Source organism: Kitasatospora sp. NPDC001119 (assembly GCF_053598475.1).
Window position 1 is genome coordinate 128,588 of sequence record NZ_JBSFKI010000003.1, and the last position, 20,013, is coordinate 148,600.

7 protein-coding genes are annotated in these 20,013 nt (G+C 75.7%); all 7 read left to right on the forward strand.

What is annotated here, in order from left to right:
* Positions 1-22: 22 nt before the first annotated feature.
* Positions 23-292, forward strand: coding sequence for an acyl carrier protein (locus tag ACWDD9_RS04845; protein WP_049655074.1), 270 nt, complete (start codon positions 23-25; stop codon positions 290-292).
* A gap of 2 nt (positions 293-294) precedes the next feature.
* Positions 295-1,191, forward strand: coding sequence for a hypothetical protein (locus tag ACWDD9_RS04850; protein WP_449810815.1), 897 nt, complete (start codon positions 295-297; stop codon positions 1,189-1,191).
* Entirely contained in the window at positions 1,188-1,883 is a 696-nt protein-coding gene (locus ACWDD9_RS04855; RefSeq protein ID WP_449810816.1) for a hypothetical protein, read from the forward strand. The genes ACWDD9_RS04850 and ACWDD9_RS04855 overlap by 4 nt, the downstream gene beginning before the upstream one ends.
* Positions 1,880-3,034 (forward strand): acyl-CoA dehydrogenase family protein, encoded by a 1,155-nt coding sequence (locus ACWDD9_RS04860; RefSeq protein ID WP_074002431.1) that lies wholly within the window; start codon positions 1,880-1,882, stop codon positions 3,032-3,034. The genes ACWDD9_RS04855 and ACWDD9_RS04860 overlap by 4 nt, the downstream gene beginning before the upstream one ends.
* 191 nt (positions 3,035-3,225) lie before the next feature.
* Complete coding sequence (sbnA, locus tag ACWDD9_RS04865) at positions 3,226-4,245, forward strand: 2,3-diaminopropionate biosynthesis protein SbnA (RefSeq protein ID WP_049658253.1); 1,020 nt, start codon at positions 3,226-3,228, stop codon at positions 4,243-4,245.
* Positions 4,245-19,184: an amino acid adenylation domain-containing protein gene (locus ACWDD9_RS04870; protein ID WP_449810817.1), complete on the forward strand. Its 14,940-nt coding sequence runs from the start codon at positions 4,245-4,247 to the stop codon at positions 19,182-19,184. The genes sbnA and ACWDD9_RS04870 overlap by 1 nt, the downstream gene beginning before the upstream one ends.
* Positions 19,178-19,996, forward strand: a complete 819-nt coding sequence (locus ACWDD9_RS04875; protein WP_049649277.1) for an ABC transporter permease — start codon at positions 19,178-19,180, stop codon at positions 19,994-19,996. Before ACWDD9_RS04870 ends, ACWDD9_RS04875 begins: the two co-directional genes overlap by 7 nt.
* Positions 19,997-20,013 lie beyond the last annotated feature (17 nt).

Here is a 20,013-nt window from a genome sequence, read left to right on the forward strand (position 1 = left end):
ACCCCCGGAAGGAGTGCCGACCATGACCGGAGCCACCGGCACGGACCGCGCGCGGATCGTCACCGAGATCTCCGCCGCCCTCGGCGAGGTGCTCGACTACGACCTGCCCGAACTCACCGAGGAGTCCCGGCTCTTCGACGAGCTCGGCCTCGACTCCACCGGCGTCTTCGAGCTGCTGATGCGGCTGGAGGAGTCGCTGGACGTCGAGTTCGACACCGACTCGCTGGAGATGGCCCACTTCGCGAGCGTCCGCTCGCTGGCCGACTTCGTGGCCACGGAACTGGGCGGCTGAGCATGCCGGTCCGGACCGTACCGACGAAGGGCCCCTGGGAGGCGCCCGCCGTCTTCCCGCTCGGGCTCGCCGCGATCACCCACCGGAGGTTCCCACCGGGCCGGGCACGGATCGACGACGCCTTCTCGCTGCGCCACTTCGCCGACCTGACGGCCGCCTACGGCGTCGACCACCGGCCGGAGCTGGTCCGGGAGGCGGCCGGGAACACCTTCGCCGACATGGCCGGGGAGCTGCTCGCCGCGCTCGACCCGCAGGACCGACGAGCGGCAGTGGCCACGCAGGCGCCGCCGATCGACCTGGCCGTGGTCGCCCACGCCACCCCGGACCTGGACTGCCGGCTCGCCGCCGTCACCAGCCTCTCCGAGCGCGTCCCCGGCGGGCCGCTCTCCTTCGCCGTCTCCGAGTGCGGCTCCAACGCCCCCTTCGCCGCGCTGCGCCTGGCCGACGCCTACGCCCGGCGGCACGACCTGCGCAGCGTCGCGGTGTTCGTGCTCGACCAGGCCACCTTCCCGTACGAGACCGGACGGGACCTCGCCGGGGACGCCGGCCTGGCGCTGCTGCTGACCGACACCGGCTCCCTCGGCCGGCTCACCCTGTGGCAGCGCACCGGCACCGGACCGGACGACGTGCCGGCCGCCGTCCGCACCGCCCTGGCCGAACTGGACGCCACCGGCTGCCCGTTGGTCCTCGGCGCCGCCCTCGACCCGGCGCGCGACCTGCCCGGCCACCCCGGCCGGATCGTGCGCACCCCGCCGGGCCACCCGGCCTCCGGCACCCTCACCGCCCTCGCCGCCGACCCCGCCTGGGCGGCCGGGAGGGAGGAGCGGATCGCCGTCGTCGACCACGAGCCCGACACCGGCGACCTGGCCGTCTGCCTGATCGAACGGGGCGGGCGGTGACCACCGTGACGCACCGGGACACGGACCTGTGGCCCCGCTGCCAGGACGCCGCCCGGCAGCGGGGCCTCGCCCCGGCGCTGCGGCTGCTCGCCTCCGCCCTGACGCCCGGCCTGCTGCCCTGCGGGCCGGGCGGGCACACCGTGGCCGACGCCCGGACCTTCGCCGAGGCCGGCGGGCTCTGGGTGGCCGGCGCCACCCGGCCGCGCCGCGCCGCCGACGAGGCCGTGCTGTCGCGCACCGCACTGCCCGGCGGCGAGGTGGTCGCCGCCACCGTCACGACGGCGCCGCCGGCCCGGCGCGGTGCGGCCGAGCGGGAGGCCGGCGCCGCCTTCGTCCTGGGCCTGGCCTGGGTGCGGCTCGGCCTGTCGGAGTCGCTGCGCTCGGCCTGCCTGGGCTACCTGGGCCGGCGCCGCAGCGGCGACTCGTACCTGTTGCAGCAGCAGCTGGTGAAGGGCACCGTCGCCGAGGCGGTGGCCGACCACCTGGAGGTCCGGGCGGTGCTGTCCGGCGCCGGGCCGGGCGACCTGCCGGCCGCGGTGCTGGCGGACGTCCACGCCCGGATCACCGCGGCCGACCGGGAGCAGGTCCGGCTGCTGGGCGCCAGCGGCTACCTGCGGGACGGCCCCGGGATGCCCTGCTACCTGTCGGAGCTGCTGGCGGAGGTCCACGTGACCGGGGAGGAACCGCGATGACCGGGCCGGACGGGCACCTGGCCGCGCTGCGCGCCAGGGCCCGCGAGTGGGGCGCCGGGCTGCGCCCGCTCGCGCTGGAGATCGACCGCGACCCGGAGGCGATCCGGCAGCACCTGGACCTGCCGGCCGTGCGCTACCTGGCGACGATGGGCATCCCGGCCGCGTACGGGAACGAGCCGGAGAAGATCGACGGGCAGCGCCACTGCGGCGACTCGGCACTGGAACGCGCCGTCGTCATGGAGGAGCTCGCCCGCGCCGACGTCGGCGCGATGGTCGCCTCGCCGGGCCCGTTCCTGGCCGGCGTCGCGGTCGGCCTGTGCGCCGACGAGCGGCAGAAGGAGTGGTTCTACGGCCGGATGCTGCGCGAACCCCTGTGGACCTGCTTCGCGCTGACCGAACCGGACCGCGGCTCGGACGCGACGGCCCTGACCACCGCGCTGACCCCCGCCCCGGGCGGGGCCCTGCTCAGCGGCGAGAAGCGCTACGTGGGCAACGCCTCGCGGGCCCGGCTCGCGGTGGTCTTCGCCCGCACCCGGCCCGGCCCGCTCGGCATCACCGCCGTCCTGGTCGACACCGACACCCCCGGGTTCCACGCCGAGCCGCTGGACATGCTGGGGCTGCGCGGCGCGCGGATCAGCGCCGTCCGGCTGGAGTCGGTGGCCGTCCCCGAGGAACACGTCCTCGGCCGCCACCTCCCGGCCAGCCGGCGCGGGGTCTGGTCCTTCGTCCAGATCTTCAACCAGCTGCGCCCGGGCGTCGCGGCGATCGCGGTCGGGATCGCCCGCGCCGCCCACGACTACGTGACCGCGCACCGCGGCCCGCTGCGCACCGCCGAGCAGGAGCGGCTGGACGCGATCGGCCGCCGGATCGACGCCGTCCACCGCCTGGTGCTGGACGCCGCCGCGACGGTCGACGCCCGGCCGGCCGACGGCCACCTCGCCTCGGCCGCCAAACTGCGCGCCGCCCGGCTCGCCGAGGACGTGACGCTGGCGGCCTGCGGCTTCTTCGGGCCCGGGGCCCGGCTGGCGCACCCGCTGCTGGACAAGCTCGCGCGCGACGCCCGGGCGATGGAGTTCCTCGAGGGCGCCGCCAACATCCACCGGCTGAACCTCTTCCAGGGACTGCTCACCGGCAAGGTCGGGCGCGCCTAGCAGCGCCTCCCGGGGCCGCCCCGGCAGGCGCCCCCGGCGGCGCCCCGGGGCCCGTCCCGGGCCTCTGACCAGGGCCTTCGCCCCATCAGTTGCGAATCAGTGCGACGTCAGTGTGTTCGGAAACCATGGGGCCATCGCTTCGGACCGATTGGGCACCCGCTACCACGGAACGACCGGGTGGGAGTAGACGCATGCCAGTTATCACGACACCGCAGGAATTCGACGTCGAGGACCTGTACGTCGACCTCCGACGGATGATCGGCCGTCCGCTGTACCTCAAGTGCGAGGGCTTCAACTTCGCCGGCTCGGTCAAACTGCGGGCGGCGGGCGAGATGGTGGACTCCGCCTTCCGGTCCGGGGCGCTGCGGCCGGGGATGACCATCGTGGAGAGCTCCTCCGGGAACCTCGGCGTGGCGCTGAGCCTCGTCGCGGCGAGCCGGGGGCTCACCTTCGTCTGCGTCACCGACTCCCGCTGCACCACCGTCTCCCGGCGGCTGATGCAGCGCCTGGGCGCCGACGTGCGGGTGGTGACCGAGCCCGACCCGCAGCGCGGCCTGCTCGGCGCCCGGCTCGACCTGGTCGCCCGGCTGTGCGCCGAGCACCGGGACTTCCACTGGCTCAACCAGTACGCCAACCCGGGCAACTGGACCGCCCACTACCGCACCACCGGGCCGCAGATCGCCAAGGCCTTCCCGGAGCTGGACGTGCTGTTCGTCGGCGCCGGGACCACCGGCACCCTGATGGGCTGCGCCCGGTACTTCCGGGAGAACAACCCGGGGGTGACGATCGTCGCGGTCGACGCCGTCGGCTCGGTCAACTTCGGCCACGAGCCGGGCGGCCGGCTGATCCCCGGCATCGGCACCAGCGTCCGGCCCGCCATCCTCGACGAGTCCTACGTGGACGACACCGTGCTGGTCGCCGAGACCGACACCGTCCGGGCCTGCCGCGCCCTGCTGCGCGAGGGCTTCCTGCTCGGCGGCTCGACCGGCACGGTGCTCAGCGGCGCGGCCCGCTGGCTGGGCGCCAACCGGCCGGACGAGGAGCTGACCGCCGTGGCCATCGCGCCCGACCTCGGCGAACGCTACCTGGACACCGTCTACGACGACGCGTGGGTGCTGGAGTCCTTCGGCCCCGACGCCCTGGCCGCCGAGGCGGCCGCCCCCGGTACCGGCCTCGCCTCGATCGGCCCGACCTCCGTTGGGAGCCTGTGATGACATCGGTCCTGGGGACCTCGCTGCCGCTCACCGCCGGCCAGACGGAGATCTGGCTCGACGTCAACGGGGCCGGCGGGAGCAACGCGTACAACTCGGCCGGCTACCTGGACGTCCGCGGCCCGCTGGACCGGGCCCGCTTCCGCACCGCGCTGGGCCGGCTGGTCGAGGAGGCGCAGTGCCTGCGCGCCCAGTTCCTCGACGTCGACGGCGAACCCCGCCAGCGCCTCCGCGAGGTCGGTGAACTCCCGCTCGACGAGCTGGACTTCGGCGCCGAGCCCGACCCGTCCGCGGCGGCGCTGGACTGGATGCGGACGGACCTGGCGAAGCCCTACGACCCCGCCGGGTTCCCGCTGTTCCGGCTCGCCGTCCTCACCCTGGGCCCGGACCGGGCGCTCTTCTACCTCTCCGTCCACCACCTGCTGTGCGACGGCTTCAGCCAGGTGGTGCTCTGGCGCCGGCTGGCCGAACTGTACGAGGCCGACGGCGGGGACGCCGGCCCGGCCCTGCCCCCGCTCGCCGACCTGCTCACCGCCGAGGCCGCCTACCTCGGCTCCTCCCGGGCCCGGCGGGACGCCGAGTTCTGGCAGCGCCGGTTCCCCGAGCCGCCCGAGCCCGCCGACCTCTCCCACCGGGAGCCCGCGACGGCCGCGCCGCAGGGCTTCCTGCGCCGCACCGCCGCCCTGTCCGCCGGCACCAGCGCCCGGCTGCGCGCGGCCGCCAGCCGCGCGGACGTCACCTGGCCGACCGCGGTGATGGCGGCGGTCGCGGTGTACACCCAGCGGATGACCGGGGTCGAGGACGTCCTGCTGACCCTGCCGGTGACCGCCCGGCCGACCGCCCACGAGCGGTCGATCCCCGGCATGCTGGCCAACTACCTGCCGCTACGGGTGCCCGTCCGCCCCACTCTGACCAGGGCCGGGCTACTGCGCCACACCTCCAAGGAGCTCGCCCAGGCGCTCCGCCACCAGCGCCACCGGGTCAGCGCGATCCGCCGCGCCATGGGGCTGCGCAGCGACGACCGGCGGCCCTTCGGACCGTTCGTCAACCTGCTGCCGCAGCAGGCCGAACTGGCCCTCGGCCCGTGCACGGCGCGGGTGGTGAACCTGTCGACCGGGCTGATCGACGACCTGATGGTCACCGTGGTCGAGACCACCGGGGCCGGCATCGAGCTGCACCTCAACGGCAACCCGGACCGCTACACCGACGCGGAGATCGACGGCCACCTCGCCCGGCTGGTGGAGTTCCTGGACCGCTTCGCCGAGGCCGGGGACGAGCAGCCGGTCGGCGGCCTGGCCGTGGACACCGGGGACCGCGCCGCCTGGGTGCGGGAGTCGAGCGGGCCCGAGCGCCCGGCGGGCTTCGACTGCGCGGTGGCCCGGATCCGCGAACTCGCCGCCCGGCGGCCCGAGGCCGTGGCGGTCGCCGAGGACGGCGGCACGACCACGTACGCCGAGCTGGTCGGCCGGGCCAGCGCCCTCTCCCGCCGGGTCGGCGACGCCGGCCTGGTGGCCCTGCTGGTCACCCCGGGCTCCGACTTCATCGCCTCGGTGCTCGGCGTGATCGGCGCCGGCGCGGCCTACGTCCCGCTGGACCCGGGCGCGCCCGAGGCCAGGACCGTCGCCCTGCTCGCCGACAACGGGATCACCACCGTGGTCGCGGACGCCGCCCACCGGCCGCTCGCCGAACGGGTGGCGGCCGCCGCCGGCCGACCGGTCCGGCTGCTGGAGGTCTCCGCGCGGGAGCGGGACGCCGACGACGACCTCGCGCCGGTCCTCGGCACCCCGCTGGACCTGGCGTACGTGATCTTCACCTCCGGGTCCACCGGGGCGCCCAAGGGCGCCATGGTGCACCGCGCGGGGATGGTCAACCACCTGCTGGCGAAGGTCGACGACCTGGCGCTGGACGCGGCCGACAGCGTGGTGCAGAACGCCCCGGTCACCTTCGACGTGTCGGTGTGGCAGATGCTCGCGCCGCTGGTGGTCGGCGGCCGGGTCCGGGTGGTGCGCCGGGAGACCGCGGCCGACCCCGACCTGCTGTTCGCCCTCGCCGACACCGAGGACGTCACCGTCCTGGAGGTCGTCCCCTCACTGCTGCGCGCCGCCCTGGACGCCTGGGACCTGGGCGCCGGCGCTCCCGTGCTGGCCGCGCTGCGCCACCTGGTGGCGACCGGCGAGGCACTGCCCGCCGACCTGTGCCGGCGCTGGACCAGCCGCTACCCGCTGGTCGGGCTGGTCAACGCGTACGGGCCCACCGAGTGCTCGGACGACGTCACCCACGCGCACCTCGGCCACGGGCTGCCGGAACACGGCGCCGTCCCGATCGGCCGCCCGGTCCGCAACACCCGGCTCTACGTGCTCGACGACGCCCTGCTCCCGGTCCCCCAGGGCGCGCCCGGCGAGCTGTACGTCGGCGGCGCCGGCGTCGGCCGCGGCTACCTGGCCGACCCGGCCCGCTCCGCCGCCGCGTTCGTGCCCGACCCGTACGGCCCGGCGGGCAGCCGGATGTACCGCACCGGCGACCGCGTGGTGCGCGGCGCGGACGGGCAACTGGTCTTCCTGGACCGCCGGGACAACCAGGTGAAGGTGCGCGGCCACCGGATCGAGCTCGGCGAGATCGAGGCGGCGCTGCGCGCGCTGCCGGACGTCTCCGACGCGGCGGTACGGGCGGTCGGCGGCACCGGCGGGAGCACCCGGCTGGTCGGCTACTGCGTCCCGCGCGCCGGGGCCGTGCTCGACCCGGCCGGGGTCCGCGAGCGCCTGGCCGCCGTCCTGCCGGAGTACATGGTGCCGCCGAACGTCCTGCTCCTGGACGCCCTGCCGCTCACCCCGCACGGCAAGGTCGACCGCCGGGCGCTGCCCGACCCGGCACCCGCCGGCGCCGAGGCCCCGGCCCGGCCGGACACGCCGCGCAGCCGGGCCGAGGAGATCGTCTGCGCCGCGTTCGCCGAGGTCCTCGGCGTGCCGGAGGTCCGCCCCGGCGACAACTTCTTCGAGCTGGGCGGGGACAGCATCAGCGCCATCCTGGCGGTCGGCCACGCCCGCCGGGCCGGACTGACCGTCACCCCGCTGCAGATCCGCACCCACCACACCCCCGCCGCCATCGCGGCGCTCGCCGCACCGGGCGGCCCGGCCCGCCCGGCCGCCGCGCCGGACGACACCGGCGAGGTCGAACTCCTGCCGATCGCCCACCAGTTGCGCGAGGACCTCGGCGTCCTGGACGAGCGGACCAGGGAGTACAGCCAGTACCAGGTGCTCACCACCCCGGCCGGCCTGGACCTCGACCGGCTGACCGCGGCCACCGCCGTCCTGCTGGACCACCACGCCGCGCTGCGGTCGCGGCTGACCGTGGTGGCACCGGGCCTGTGGTCCCTGGAAGCCCTGCCCAGGGGCGCCGTCCGGGCCGCCGACGCCGTCCGCCGGGTCGACGTCTCGGCGCTCGCCGACGACCCGGCCGCACTGGCCGCCGCCGTCGACGAGCAGATCGCCGCGGCCCGCACCGGGCTGGCCCCCGAGGACGGCGCCGTGACCCGGCTCGTCCTGCTCGACGCCGGCCCCGGCCGCCCCGGCCGGCTGGTCTGGCTGACCCACCACCTGTGCGTGGACGGGGTCTCCTGGCGGGTCCTGGTCGCCGACCTCGCCGCCGCCTGCCGGGGCCTCGCCCCGGAACCGGTCGGCACCTCCTACCGCCGCTGGTCGCAGCTGCTCGGCGAGCAGGCCCGCACCGCCGAGCGGGTGCGCGAATTCCCGCTGTGGGCCGAGCAGTCGGCGGCCGCGGAGCCGCTCGGCTCCCGACCGCTGGACCCCGAGCGGGACGTGTACGGCTCCGCCCACCGGCTCCGGCTGGAGCTGCCCGCGGCCACCACCGCGACACTGCTCGCCGCCGCCCGCCGGGTCTACGGCGGGGAGATCAACGACCTGCTGCTGACCGGCCTCGCGCTCGCCGTCGCCGACTGGCGCCGGCACCGCGACCGCCCGGCCGGCGCCGTCACCGTCGAACTGGAGGGCCACGGCCGCGAGCCGTTCACCGACGAGGCCGAACTCTCCCGTACGGTCGGCTGGTTCACCAGCGTCTTCCCGGTACGGCTGGACCCGGGCGACGCCGGACACGAGCCGCTCGACGCGGCCGTGCGCCGGGTGCGGCAGCAGCTCGGCCGGCTGCCCGACCACGGGCTCGGCCACGGGCTGCTGCGCCACCTCAACCCGCAGACCGTCACCGCCCTGGCCCGGAACGGCGTGCCGGAGCTCGGCTTCAACTACCTCGGCCGGTTCCGGACCGACCGGGACGAGAGCGCCGGGGACTGGCTGCCGGACGCCCGGCACGCCGTCGTCGGCACCGGGGTGCACCCGAGCATGCCGCTGCGGCACGTGCTCGCGGCCACGCCCGTCACCGAGGACCGGCCGGACGGGCCGCACCTGGTCGCCGACTGGCTCTGGGCCCCGGAGGCACTGGCCGACGCCGACGCCGAGCACATCGCCCGCGCCTGGTTCCGCGCCCTCGAAGCCCTGGCCGCCCACGCCTCCCACACCGAGCAGGCCGTCCCCGGCGAGCAGACCGCTCCCGGCGAGCAGGACGGGGCGGCGGACGGCGAGGCGCTGGAGCTGTCACCGCTCCAGAAGGGCCTGATCTTCCAGACGGAGTTCGACAAGCAGGGCATGAACTCCTACCTGATGCAGGCCGTCCTCGACATCGAGGGGCCCTTCGACCCGGCCGCGCTGCGCACCGCGGCCGCCGCGCTGCTGGCCCGGCACGCCGGCCTGCGGGTGCACTTCCCCGAGCGGTCCGCCGAGGACGCCCGGCAGGTCGTGGCCGCCGCGGTGCCGGTGCCCTGGGAGGAGGTCGACCTGTCCGGGCTCCCCACCGAGGCGGACCGGACGGCCGAGGCCGAACGGCTGACCGACGCGGACTGGACCCGCGGCTTCGACCTGGCCCGGCCCCCGCTGCTGCGCTTCACCGTGCTCCGGCTGGCCCCCGACCGGGTCCGGCTGCTCTGGACCCTGCACCACCTGCTGGTGGACGGCTGGTCGATGGGCGTGATCGCCCAGGAGCTGTTCACCCTGTACGCCACCGGCGGCGACCCGGCCGTCCTGCCCCCGGCGCCCTCCTACCGGGCGTACTTCGACTGGCTCGCCGCCCAGGACACCGAGGCCGCCCGCGCGGCCTGGCGGCAGGCACTGGACGGGCTGGGCGAGCCGCTGCGGCTCGGCACGGCCGACCGGCCGGGCGACCCGGGGCTGCCCGAGGCCGTCGACCTCGCCCTGCCCGAGGAGCTCACCGCCCGGCTGGTCGCCTGGGCCCGCGCGGAGAACCTCACCCTCAACACCGTCCTCCAGGGCTGCTGGGCGCTGCTGCTCGGCCGGCTCACCGACGCCCCGGACGTGGTGTTCGGCGCGGTCAACTCGGTGCGGCCGCCGGAGCTTCCGGGCATCGAGTCGCTGGTCGGCCTCTTCCTGAACATGCTCCCGGTGCGGGTGCGGCTCGACCCGGACCTGCCCGTCGCCGAACTCCTCCACCGGATCGACGAGCAGCAGACCGCTCTGCTCGACCACCGGCACCTCGGCCTGGCCGAGGTGCAGCGGATCGCCGGGGCCGGCGAGCTGTTCGACACCGTGTTCAGCTACCAGAACCAGCCGCAGGCCGACGTCGGCCGGCTCAACGCGCTGGTGCCCGAGCTGCGGCTGGGCAACGCCCGCACCCGGCTGGCCGGCGAGCGCGGCCTCGCGGTGCTCGCCTACCCGGACACCCGGCTGACGCTGAGCGCCCAGTTCCGCCCCGACCGCTACGACCGCGACGAGGTCGTCCGCATCCTGGACCGCTTCGCCCACGTGGTGGAGAGCGTCCTGGCGGCCCCGGACGTCCCGCTCCGCCGGCTGCCCCTGCTCACCGACGAGGAGCACCACCGGATCCTCGGCGACTGGGCCGGACGGGCCGCCGCCGCCCCGCGCACCGTCGTCCCCGCGCTGTTCGCCGCCCAGGTCGCCCGGGCGCCCGAGGCCGTGGCCGTGGTCTTCGAGGACCGCGAGACGACCTACCGCGAGCTGGACGAGCGTTCCAACCGGCTGGCCCGGCTGCTGATCGCCCACGGCGTGGGACCAGAGCGGATCATCGCGCTGGCCGTACCCGACCCGGTCGAGATGACCTGCGCCGTCCTGGCGGCGCTCAAGACCGGCGCCGCGTACCTGCCGATCGACCCCAAGTACCCCGCCGACCGGATCGCCTTCATGCTGGCCGACAGCCGGCCCGCCGTCCTGCTCACCACCGCCGCCCTCGCCCCGCAGCTCGCCGGGGCCGACTGCCGCACGGTGCTGCTCGACGACCCGGCCACCCTGGCGGAGCTGGCCGGCCTCCCGGCGCACGCCCCGCAGGACGCCGAACGGACCGCCCCGCTGCTGCCCCGGCACCCGGCGTACGTCATCTACACCTCCGGATCGACCGGCCGGCCCAAGGGCGTGACGGTCGACCACTCCGGCTTCGCCGCGATGGTGGCGAGCCTGATCGAGCGCTTCGGCGTCGGCCCGGACACGCGGGTGCTGAAGTTCGCCTCGTTCAGCTTCGACGCCTCGGTCTGGGAGCTGAGCCTGTCCCTGCTCGGCGGCGGCACCCTGGTGGTCGCCGACGAGGAGTGCCGGGTCCCCGGCCGGCCGCTGGTCGACCTGATCCACCGCCACCGGGTGAACCTCGCCGGGCTGCCGCCGGTGGTCGCCGCCGCACTCCCGGACGGCACCCGGCTGCCCGCCGACCTGACCATGGTCGTCGCCGGGGAGGCCTGCCCGCCGCACGTGGTGGACCGCTGGTCCGGGCAGCTGCAGATGATCAACGGCTACGGGCCCACCGAGGCCGTCCTCGCCTCGACGGTGAGCGAACGGCTGGGTGGCGAACGGCTGGGCGGCTCGGGCCGGCCCCCGATCGGCCGGCCCACCCGGGCCCACCGGGTCTACGTGCTCGACTCCGCGCTGCGGCCCGTCCCGGCCGGGGTGGTCGGCGAACTCTACGTCGGCGGCAACCTGGCCCGCGGCTACCTGGACCGGCCCGGCCTGACCTCCGAACGCTTCGTCGCCGATCCCTTCGGCCCCGCCGGCGAGCGGATGTACCGCACCGGCGACCTGGCGAGCTGGCGCCCCGACGGCCAACTCGACTACGCCGGACGGGCCGACGACCAGGTGCAGCTGCGCGGCTTCCGGATCGAACTCGGCGAGATCGAGTCCGTGCTGACCGGCCGGCCCGAGGTGGCGCAGGCCGCCGTCGTGGTCCGCACCGACGACGGCGAGGACCGGCTGGTGGCCTACGTGGTCGCCCGGCCCCCGGCCGTACCGGACCCGGCCGCGCTGCGGGAGCGGGTCGCCGAGGCCCTGCCCGAGTACATGGTCCCGGCCGCCGTCGTCGTGCTCGACGCGCTGCCGCTGACCCCGCAGGGCAAGCTGGACCGCCGGGCCCTGCCCGCCCCCGACAGCGCCCCCGCCCCGGCGGGCCGGCTGCCGCGCACCCCGGTCGAGGAGATCCTCGGCGGGATCTTCGCGGACGCGCTCGGCCGGACCGCCGTCGGCATCGACGACGACTTCTTCGACCTCGGCGGCCACTCCCTGCTGGCCACCCAGGTGATCAGCCGGGTCCGCTCCGCCCTGGGCACCGAGGTGCCGATCCGTACGCTCTTCGAGCAGCGGACGGTGGCCGGCGTCGCCCGGGAGCTCGCGGCCGGCGGCGCGGTCCGGCCGCCGCTGCGGCCCGCCGTCCAGGGCGACCGTTCCGGTGAACTCTCCTTCGCCCAGCGGCGGTTGTGGTTCCTGAACCGGCTGGAGCCCGGCTCGGCGGCCTACAACGTGACCTTCGCGGTCCGGCTCTCCGGGGCACTGGACACCGCCGCGCTGGACGCGGCGCTGGCCGACCTGGTCGAGCGGCACGAGGTGCTGCGCACGGTCTTCCCGGAGACCGACGGCGAGCCCCGCCAGGAGGTCCTGGGCACGGAGGCCTGGACCGGGCTCACCGTCCGGGAGGCCGCCGAGGCCCCGGCGGAGGACGCCCGCGGCTTCGACCTGTCGACCGAACTCCCGCTGCGGGCCGCCCTGTTGCGCACCGGTCCGGCGGAGCACCTGCTGCTGCTGATCGTCCACCACATCGCCTGGGACGGCTGGTCCGCCGCACCGCTCACCCGGGACCTCTCGCGGGCGTACGCGGCGCGGGCACGCGGCACGGCCCCCGCGTGGGAACCGCTGCCGGTGCAGTACGCGGACTACACCCTCTGGCAGCAGGACCTCCTCGGCGACGACCACGACCAAACCTCCCTGGCCGCACAACAGTTGGCGTACTGGACGGAGAACCTCGCCGACCTCCCCGAGGAACTCGCCCTGCCCTTCGACCGCCCCCGCCCCAAGGTCGCCACCCACCGCGGCGGCACCGTCCCCTTCCGCGTCCACCCCGACACCCACGACCGCCTCGCCCACCTCGCCCGCGACAACGGCGCCTCGCTCTTCATGGTCCTCCAGGCCGCCCTCGCCGCCCTCCTCACCCGCCTCGGCGCCGGCCACGACATCCCCATCGGCTCCCCCATCGCCGGACGCACCGACGACGCCATGGAAGACCTCGTCGGCTGCTTCATGAACACCCTCGTCCTGCGCACCGACACCAGCGGCGACCCCGCCTTCACCCAACTCCTCGACCGCGCCCGGGAAACCGCCCTCAAGGCCTACGAACACCAGGACATCCCCTTCGAACGACTCGTCGAAGTCCTCGACCCCGCACGCTCCATGGGCCGCAACCCGCTCTTCCAGGTCATGCTGGTGCTCCAGAACAACACCCGTCCCGAGCTGGCCCTGCCCGGCGTCCGGGCGGCCTTCGAGCCGCCGGCCGCCGACTCGGTCAAGTTCGACCTGAACTTCTTCCTGGCCGAACAGCAGGACGCCGGCGCGGCCCCGGCCGGCATCGACGGCTTCCTGGAGTACAGCGCCGACGTGTTCGAGCCGGCCACCGCCGAGACCCTGGTCACCCGTCTGGTCCGGCTGCTCGACCAGGTCGCCCGCGACCCGGGGCTCCCGCTGGGACGGCTCGACCTGCTGTCCGAGCGCGAGCACCGGCAGGTCCTCACCGAGTGGAACGACACCGCCGGCGGCCACCCGGGCACCACCGTCGTCGCCCTCTTCGAGGCCCAGGCCGCCCGCACCCCCGAGGCCGTCGCCGTCCGCAGCGACAACACCGCCCTGACCTACGCGGAACTCGACGCCCGGGCCAACCGGCTCGCCCGCCACCTCATCGGCCGGGGCGTCGGACCGGAGAGCACGGTGGCGCTCGCGGCGCCCCGGTCGCCGCACATGGTCGTCGCCCTGCTGGCCGTGCTCAAGGCCGGCGGCGCGCACCTGCCCGTCGACCTGGCGTACCCGGCCGACCGCGTCCGGCTGATGCTCGACGACGCCGCGCCCGTCCTCCTGCTGACCGACAGCGCGACCGCCGGACAGCTACCGGAGACCAGCCTGCCCCGCCTGCTGCTGGACGACCCGGCACTGGAACGCGCCACGGCCGCCCTCCCCGGCACCGCCCCCACGGACGCGGACCGCACCTGCCCGCTGCTGCCCGACCACCCGGCGTACGTCATCTACACCTCGGGCTCCACCGGCCGGCCCAAGGGCGTGCTCGGACTGCACCGCGCCCTGGTCAACCGGCTGACCTGGTTCGCCGAGGAGCTCCCCGAGCAGCGGGAGGCCGCGATCCTGGCGAAGTCGCCGGTCAGCGTCATCGACGGGATCACCGAGCTGCTGGCGCCGCTGCTGTCCGGCGGCTCGACCGTCCTGGTCGACGCCGACACGGCCCGGAGCGTACCCGAGCTGGCGGCGGCCACGGCCCGGCACGGCATCGCCCGGCTCACCGTCGTGCCCAGCCTGCTGAACGCCTTCCTGGACAGCGCCGAGCCAACCGCCGTCGCGGGCTGCGCGGTCTGGATCTGCAGCGGCGAGCAGCTGCCCGCCGCCACCGTCCGGGCGTTCCGGCAGGCCCTGCCCTCGGCCCGGCTGCTCAACTTCTACGGCGCCTCGGAGGCCGGTGCCGTCGCGACCCGGGGCGAGGTGTGCGCCGGGCCGGACGGCGCGGACACCCTGATCGGCCGTCCGATCTGGAACATGCGGGCGTACGTGCTGGACGACGGGCTGCGGCCGGTGCCCCCGGGCGTGGCCGGCGAGCTGTACCTGGCCGGCGCCGGACTCGCCCGCGGCTACACCGGACGACCCGGCCTCACCGCCACCCGCTTCCTCGCCTGCCCCTACGAGCCCGGCGAGCGCATGTACCGCACCGGCGACCTCGTCCGCTGGACCCCCGACGGCCACCTCGTCTACCTCGGCCGCGCCGACACCCAGGTCAAGATCCGCGGCTTCCGCGTCGAACCCGGCGAGATCGAAGCCGTCCTCACCACCCACCCCACCGTCCGCACCGCCGTCGCCATCGCCCGCACCGACGGCCCCGCCGGCCCCACCCTCGTCGCCTACGTCACCCCCACCCCCGGCACCGCCCCCGACCCCGCCACCCTGCGCGACCACACCGCCGACCACCTGCCCGACCACATGGTCCCGGCCGCCGTCCTCGTGCTCGACGAACTCCCCCTCACCCCGAGCGGGAAGATCGACCGCAACCGGCTGCCCGCCCCCGACTTCACCCCCGTCGCCGCCCGGCCGCCCCGCACCCCGGCCGAGGAGCGCCTCTGCGCCCTCTACGCCGAGGTCCTGGCCCTGCCCCGGGTCGGCATCGACGACAGCTTCTTCGACCTCGGCGGCCACTCGCTCCTGGCGACCAGGCTGGTCAGCCGGATCCGTACGGCACTGGGCTCGACCGTCTCGATCCGGGACGTGTTCGAGGCGCCGACCGTGGCCAGGCTGGCCGGCCGCCTCCACCGGGACCGCTCCGCGCGGCCCGCACTGCGGCCCGGACCGCGCCCGGCCGCTCTGCCGCTGTCCTCCGCCCAGCGGCGGCTGTGGTTCCTGAACCGGCTGGAGCCCGGCTCGGCGGCCTACAACATGGCCTTCGCGGTCCGGCTCTCCGGGGCGCTGGACGTCACGGCACTGGACGCGGCGCTGGCCGACCTGGTCGAGCGGCACGAGGTGCTGCGCACCGTCTTCCCGGAGACCGACGGCGAGCCCCGCCAGGAGGTCCTGGGCACCGAGGCCTGGGCCGGACTCACCGTCCGGGAGACCTCCCCCGCCGAGGCCCCGGCGGAAGCCGCCCGCGAGGCCGGCCGCGGCTTCGACCTCGCGACCCGGCTCCCCGTCCGCGCGACGCTGCTGCGCACCGGCCCGGCGGAGCACCTGCTCCTGCTGGTGGTCCACCACATCGTGGCCGACGGCTGGTCCGCCACCCCGCTGGCCCGGGACCTCTCACGGGCGTACGCGGCCCGGTCCACCGGCACCGCTCCGAGCTGGGAGCCGCTGCCGGTGCAGTACGCGGACTACACCCTCTGGCAGCAGGACCTCCTCGGCGACGACCACGACCAAACCTCCCTGGCCGCACAGCAGTTGGCGTACTGGACGGAGAACCTCGCCGACCTCCCCGAGGAACTCGCCCTGCCCTTCGACCGCCCCCGCCCCAAGATCGCCACCCACCGCGGCGGCACCGTCCCCTTCCACATCCAACCCGACACCCACGACCACCTCGCCCACCTCGCCCGCGACAACGGCGCCTCGCTCTTCATGGTCCTCCAGGCCGCCCTCGCCGCCCTCCTCACCCGCCTCGGCGCCGGCCACGACATCCCCATCGGCTCCCCCATCGCCGGACGCACCGACGACGCCACCGAAGACCTCGTCGGCTGCTTCATGAACACCCTCGTCCTGCGCACCGACACCACCGGAGACCCCGCCTTCACCCAACTCCTCGACCGCGCCCGGGAAACCGCCCTCAAGGCCTACGAACACCAGGACATCCCCTTCGAACGACTCGTCGAAGTCCTCGACCCCGCACGCTCCATGGGCCGCAACCCGCTCTTCCAGGTCATGCTGGCCCTCCAGAACAACACCCAACCGTCCCTGGACCTCCCGGGGTTGACGGCGACGGAGCAGCCGGTCGGGGCGGACGGCGCCAAGTTCGACCTGTCCCTGGCCGTCACCGAGCGCCGCCGCCAGGACGACTCCGCGAGCGGCTCCCCGGGCGACTCCGCAGGCGGCTCCACGGGCGGCTCCGCGGCCGGTCTCGTCGGCACCCTGGAGTACAACGCCGACGTGTTCGAGCCGGCCACCGCCGAGGCCCTGGCCGCCCGGCTGGTCCGGCTGCTCGACCAGGTCGCCCGCGACCCGCGGACGCCGCTGTCCCGACTGGACGTCCTCACTCCGGAGGAGCACCGGCAGGTCCTCACCGAGTGGAACGACACCGCGGCCGACGACGCTTCTCCCGCCGGCACCGCCACCACCGTCGTCGCCCTCTTCGAGGCCCAGGCCACCCGCACCCCCGAGGCCGTCGCCGTCCTCACCGACACCACCGCCCTCACCTACGCCGAACTCGACGCCCGGGCCAACCGCCTCGCCCGCCACCTGGTCGACCGCGGGGTCGTCCCGGACCGGCCGGTGGCCCTGTCGCTGCCCCGGACGGCGGAGATGGTGGTGGCGCAGCTGGCCGTCCTGAAGAGCGGCGCCGCCTACCTGCCGGTCGACCCGGCGCTCCCGGCCGACCGCGTCCGGCTGATGCTCGACGACGCCGCGCCCGTCCTCCTGCTGACCGAACTCGCCATCGCCGCACGGCTTCCGCGCACTGGCGTGCCCACGGTCGTGCTGGACGACCCCGAGGTCGACGCCGCGCTGGCCGCCCTCGACGGCCGGCCGCTGACCGACGCCGAGCGGGCCGCCCCGCTGCACGGCTCCCGGCTGGCCTACCTGCTCTTCACCTCCGGCTCCACCGGGCGGCCCAAGGGCGTCATGGTCGAGCACCGGTCACTGCTGAACCTGCTGGTGTCCACCCGGGAGCGCTTCCCGCTGGAGGCCCACGACCGGCTGCTGGCCGTCACCACCTGGTCCTTCGACATCTCCGGGCTGGAGGTCTACCTGCCGCTGCTGTCCGGCGCCGGGCTGGTCGTCGGCGCGGAGGGCGTCGCCCTGGACCCGGCCGCGCTGGCCGCCTCCCTCGAACGCGACGGCATCACGATCATGCAGGCGACCCCGGCGCTCTGGCAGGAACTCGTGCTCCACCGCCCCGAGTCGGTGCGCGGCCTGCGCGTCCTGATCGGCGGTGAGGCGGTCCCGCCCGCCCTGGCCGACGCCCTGGCCGCCCGGGCCGACACGGTCACCAACCTGTACGGGCCGACCGAGACCACCATCTGGTCCACGGCGGCCGGGCTGGCGGGCGACGGGGTCGTGACGCTGGGCCGCCCGATCCGCAACACCCGGGCGTACGTGCTGGACGACGGGCTGCGGCCGGTGCCCCCGGGCGTGGCCGGCGAGCTGTACCTGGCCGGCGCCGGACTCGCCCGCGGCTACACCGGACGACCCGGCCTCACCGCCACCCGCTTCCTCGCCTGCCCCTACGAGCCCGGCTCCCGGATGTACCGCACCGGCGACCTCGTCCGCTGGACCCCCAACGGCCACCTCGTCTACCTCGGCCGCGCCGACACCCAGGTCAAGATCCGCGGCTTCCGCGTCGAACCCGGCGAGATCGAAGCCGTCCTCACCACCCACCCCACCGTCCGCACCGCCGTCGCCATCGCCCGCACCGACGGCCCCACCGGCCCCACCCTCGTCGCCTACGTCACCCCCACCCCCGGCACCGCCCCCGACCCCGCCACCCTGCGCGACCACACCGCCGACCACCTGCCCGGGTACATGGTCCCCGGCGCGGTCGTGGTGCTCGACGAACTCCCGCTCAACCCCAACGGCAAGATCGACCGCAACCGCCTCCCCGCCCCCGACTTCACCCCCGCCGCCGCGCGCCGCCCCCGCAACCCCGTCGAGGAGGCCCTCGGCGCGCTCTTCGCCGAGGTCCTCGGCCTCCCCGAGGTCGGCATCGACGACAGCTTCTTCGACCTCGGCGGCCACTCGCTCCTGGCGGTCCGGCTGGTCGGCCGGGCCCAGTCGGCCGGGCTCCGGCTGGCGGTGGCGGACGTCGTCCTGCACCGCACCGTCGCGGAACTGGCCAAGCGGGCCCGCCCGACCGCCTCCGCCGAACAGTCCGCGGACGCGTTCGCGCCCGTCCTGCCGATCCGGCCGGACGGCGACGCGCCCCCGCTGTTCCTGGTGCACAGCGGACTCGGCTTCAGCCTGCCCTACCTGGGCCTGGCCCGGTACCTCGATCCGCGCTACCCGCTGTACGGCCTCCAGTCGCCCGCGCTGGACGCCGCCGCCCCACTGCCCGAGTCCATCCGGTCGGTGGCCGCGGACTACGTCCGGACCATCCGGCGGCTGCGGCCGCACGGCCCGTACCGGCTGCTCGGCTGGTCGTACGGCGGCGTGCTCGCCCACGAGATCGCCGTCCGGCTCCAGGAGGCCGGCGAACAGGTCGACTTCCTGGCCGACCTGGACGGCTATCCCGGCCGCACCGGCCGCGACGAGAGCGGCCAGGACGACCGCGAACTCCTGCTGCGCGCCCTGGAGGCGCTCGGCCACCGGCGCGACGAGCTGGCCGGCCCCGGCCGCACCCGCGCCGCCCTGCTCGACCTGCTGCGGCGCGAGGCCGGCCCGCTGGCCGACCTCGACGAGGAGTCGCTGCTGCGGCTGCTGCGGCTGTCGCGCCACCACGGCGCGCTGATGGAGCGCTTCACCCCCGGCCGGTTCACCGGGGACCTCCACCTGTTCGCGGCCGCCGAGGAGTGGACCGCGGACCAACTCGCCGACCAGACCGGCCGATGGGAGCAGCACGTGAACGGACGGGTGGTCGTCCACCGGATCGCCGCCGGCCACGAGTACCTGATGCACGCCGGTCCGCAGGCCGTCATCGGACGGCTCGTCGGCGCCGAGCTGCGCCGCCTGGACGGGAGCCCGGAATGCTGACCGCCGTCACCCCCCGCCCCCGCTCGGCGCCGCTCGCCCTGCTCCTCGAATCCGTCACCGTCGCCGGACGGCGCCTGCGGCGGCTGCGCCGGGCACCCGGCCGGCTGATCGGCATCGTGATGAACCCGCTCATCTCGATGATCGTGCTCGGCTACCTGTTCCAGGGCTCGCTGTCCTTCTCCGGCCGCGGCAGCTACCAGGAGTACATCTTCGCGGGCGCGGCCGCCCAGGTCGGCCTGGCCGGGATCGGCCCGACCGCGGTCGCCGTCGCGGCGGACCTGCGCGGCGGCCTGGTCGACCGGTTCCGCAGCATGCCGATCTCCAGACCGGCCGTCCTGGTCGGCCACACCCTCGGCGACCTGGTCGTCGGGCTGATCGGCCTGGCCGTGGTCACGGCGGCCGGCCTGGCGTTCGGCTGGCGCCCGCACAGCGGCGTGCTGCCCTTCCTCGCCGGACTCGCCCTGCTCACCGCCTTCATGTACGCGATGCTCTGGGTCGGCCTGATGCTCGGGATGTTCTCCCGCACCATGGAGACCATCAACGTCGTCGCCGGGCTGGTCACCGTCCTGCTGACCTTCCTCTCCAACGCCTTCCAGTCCGTCGACCGGCTGCCGGGCTGGCTGCGGCTGGTCGCCGAGTGGAACCCGGTCAGCGCCGTGGTGACGGCCCTTCGGCGGCTGTGGGGCAACCCGGACGCGGCCGGCAGCGCCGCCACCCCGAGCCTCTCGCTCACCATCGCCGCCTCGCTCGGGACCGTCTTCGTCGTCACCGTGCTGCTGAGCCTGCGCCGCTACCGGTCCGCGGTCTCCTGACCCCGCCGTCCCGGCGC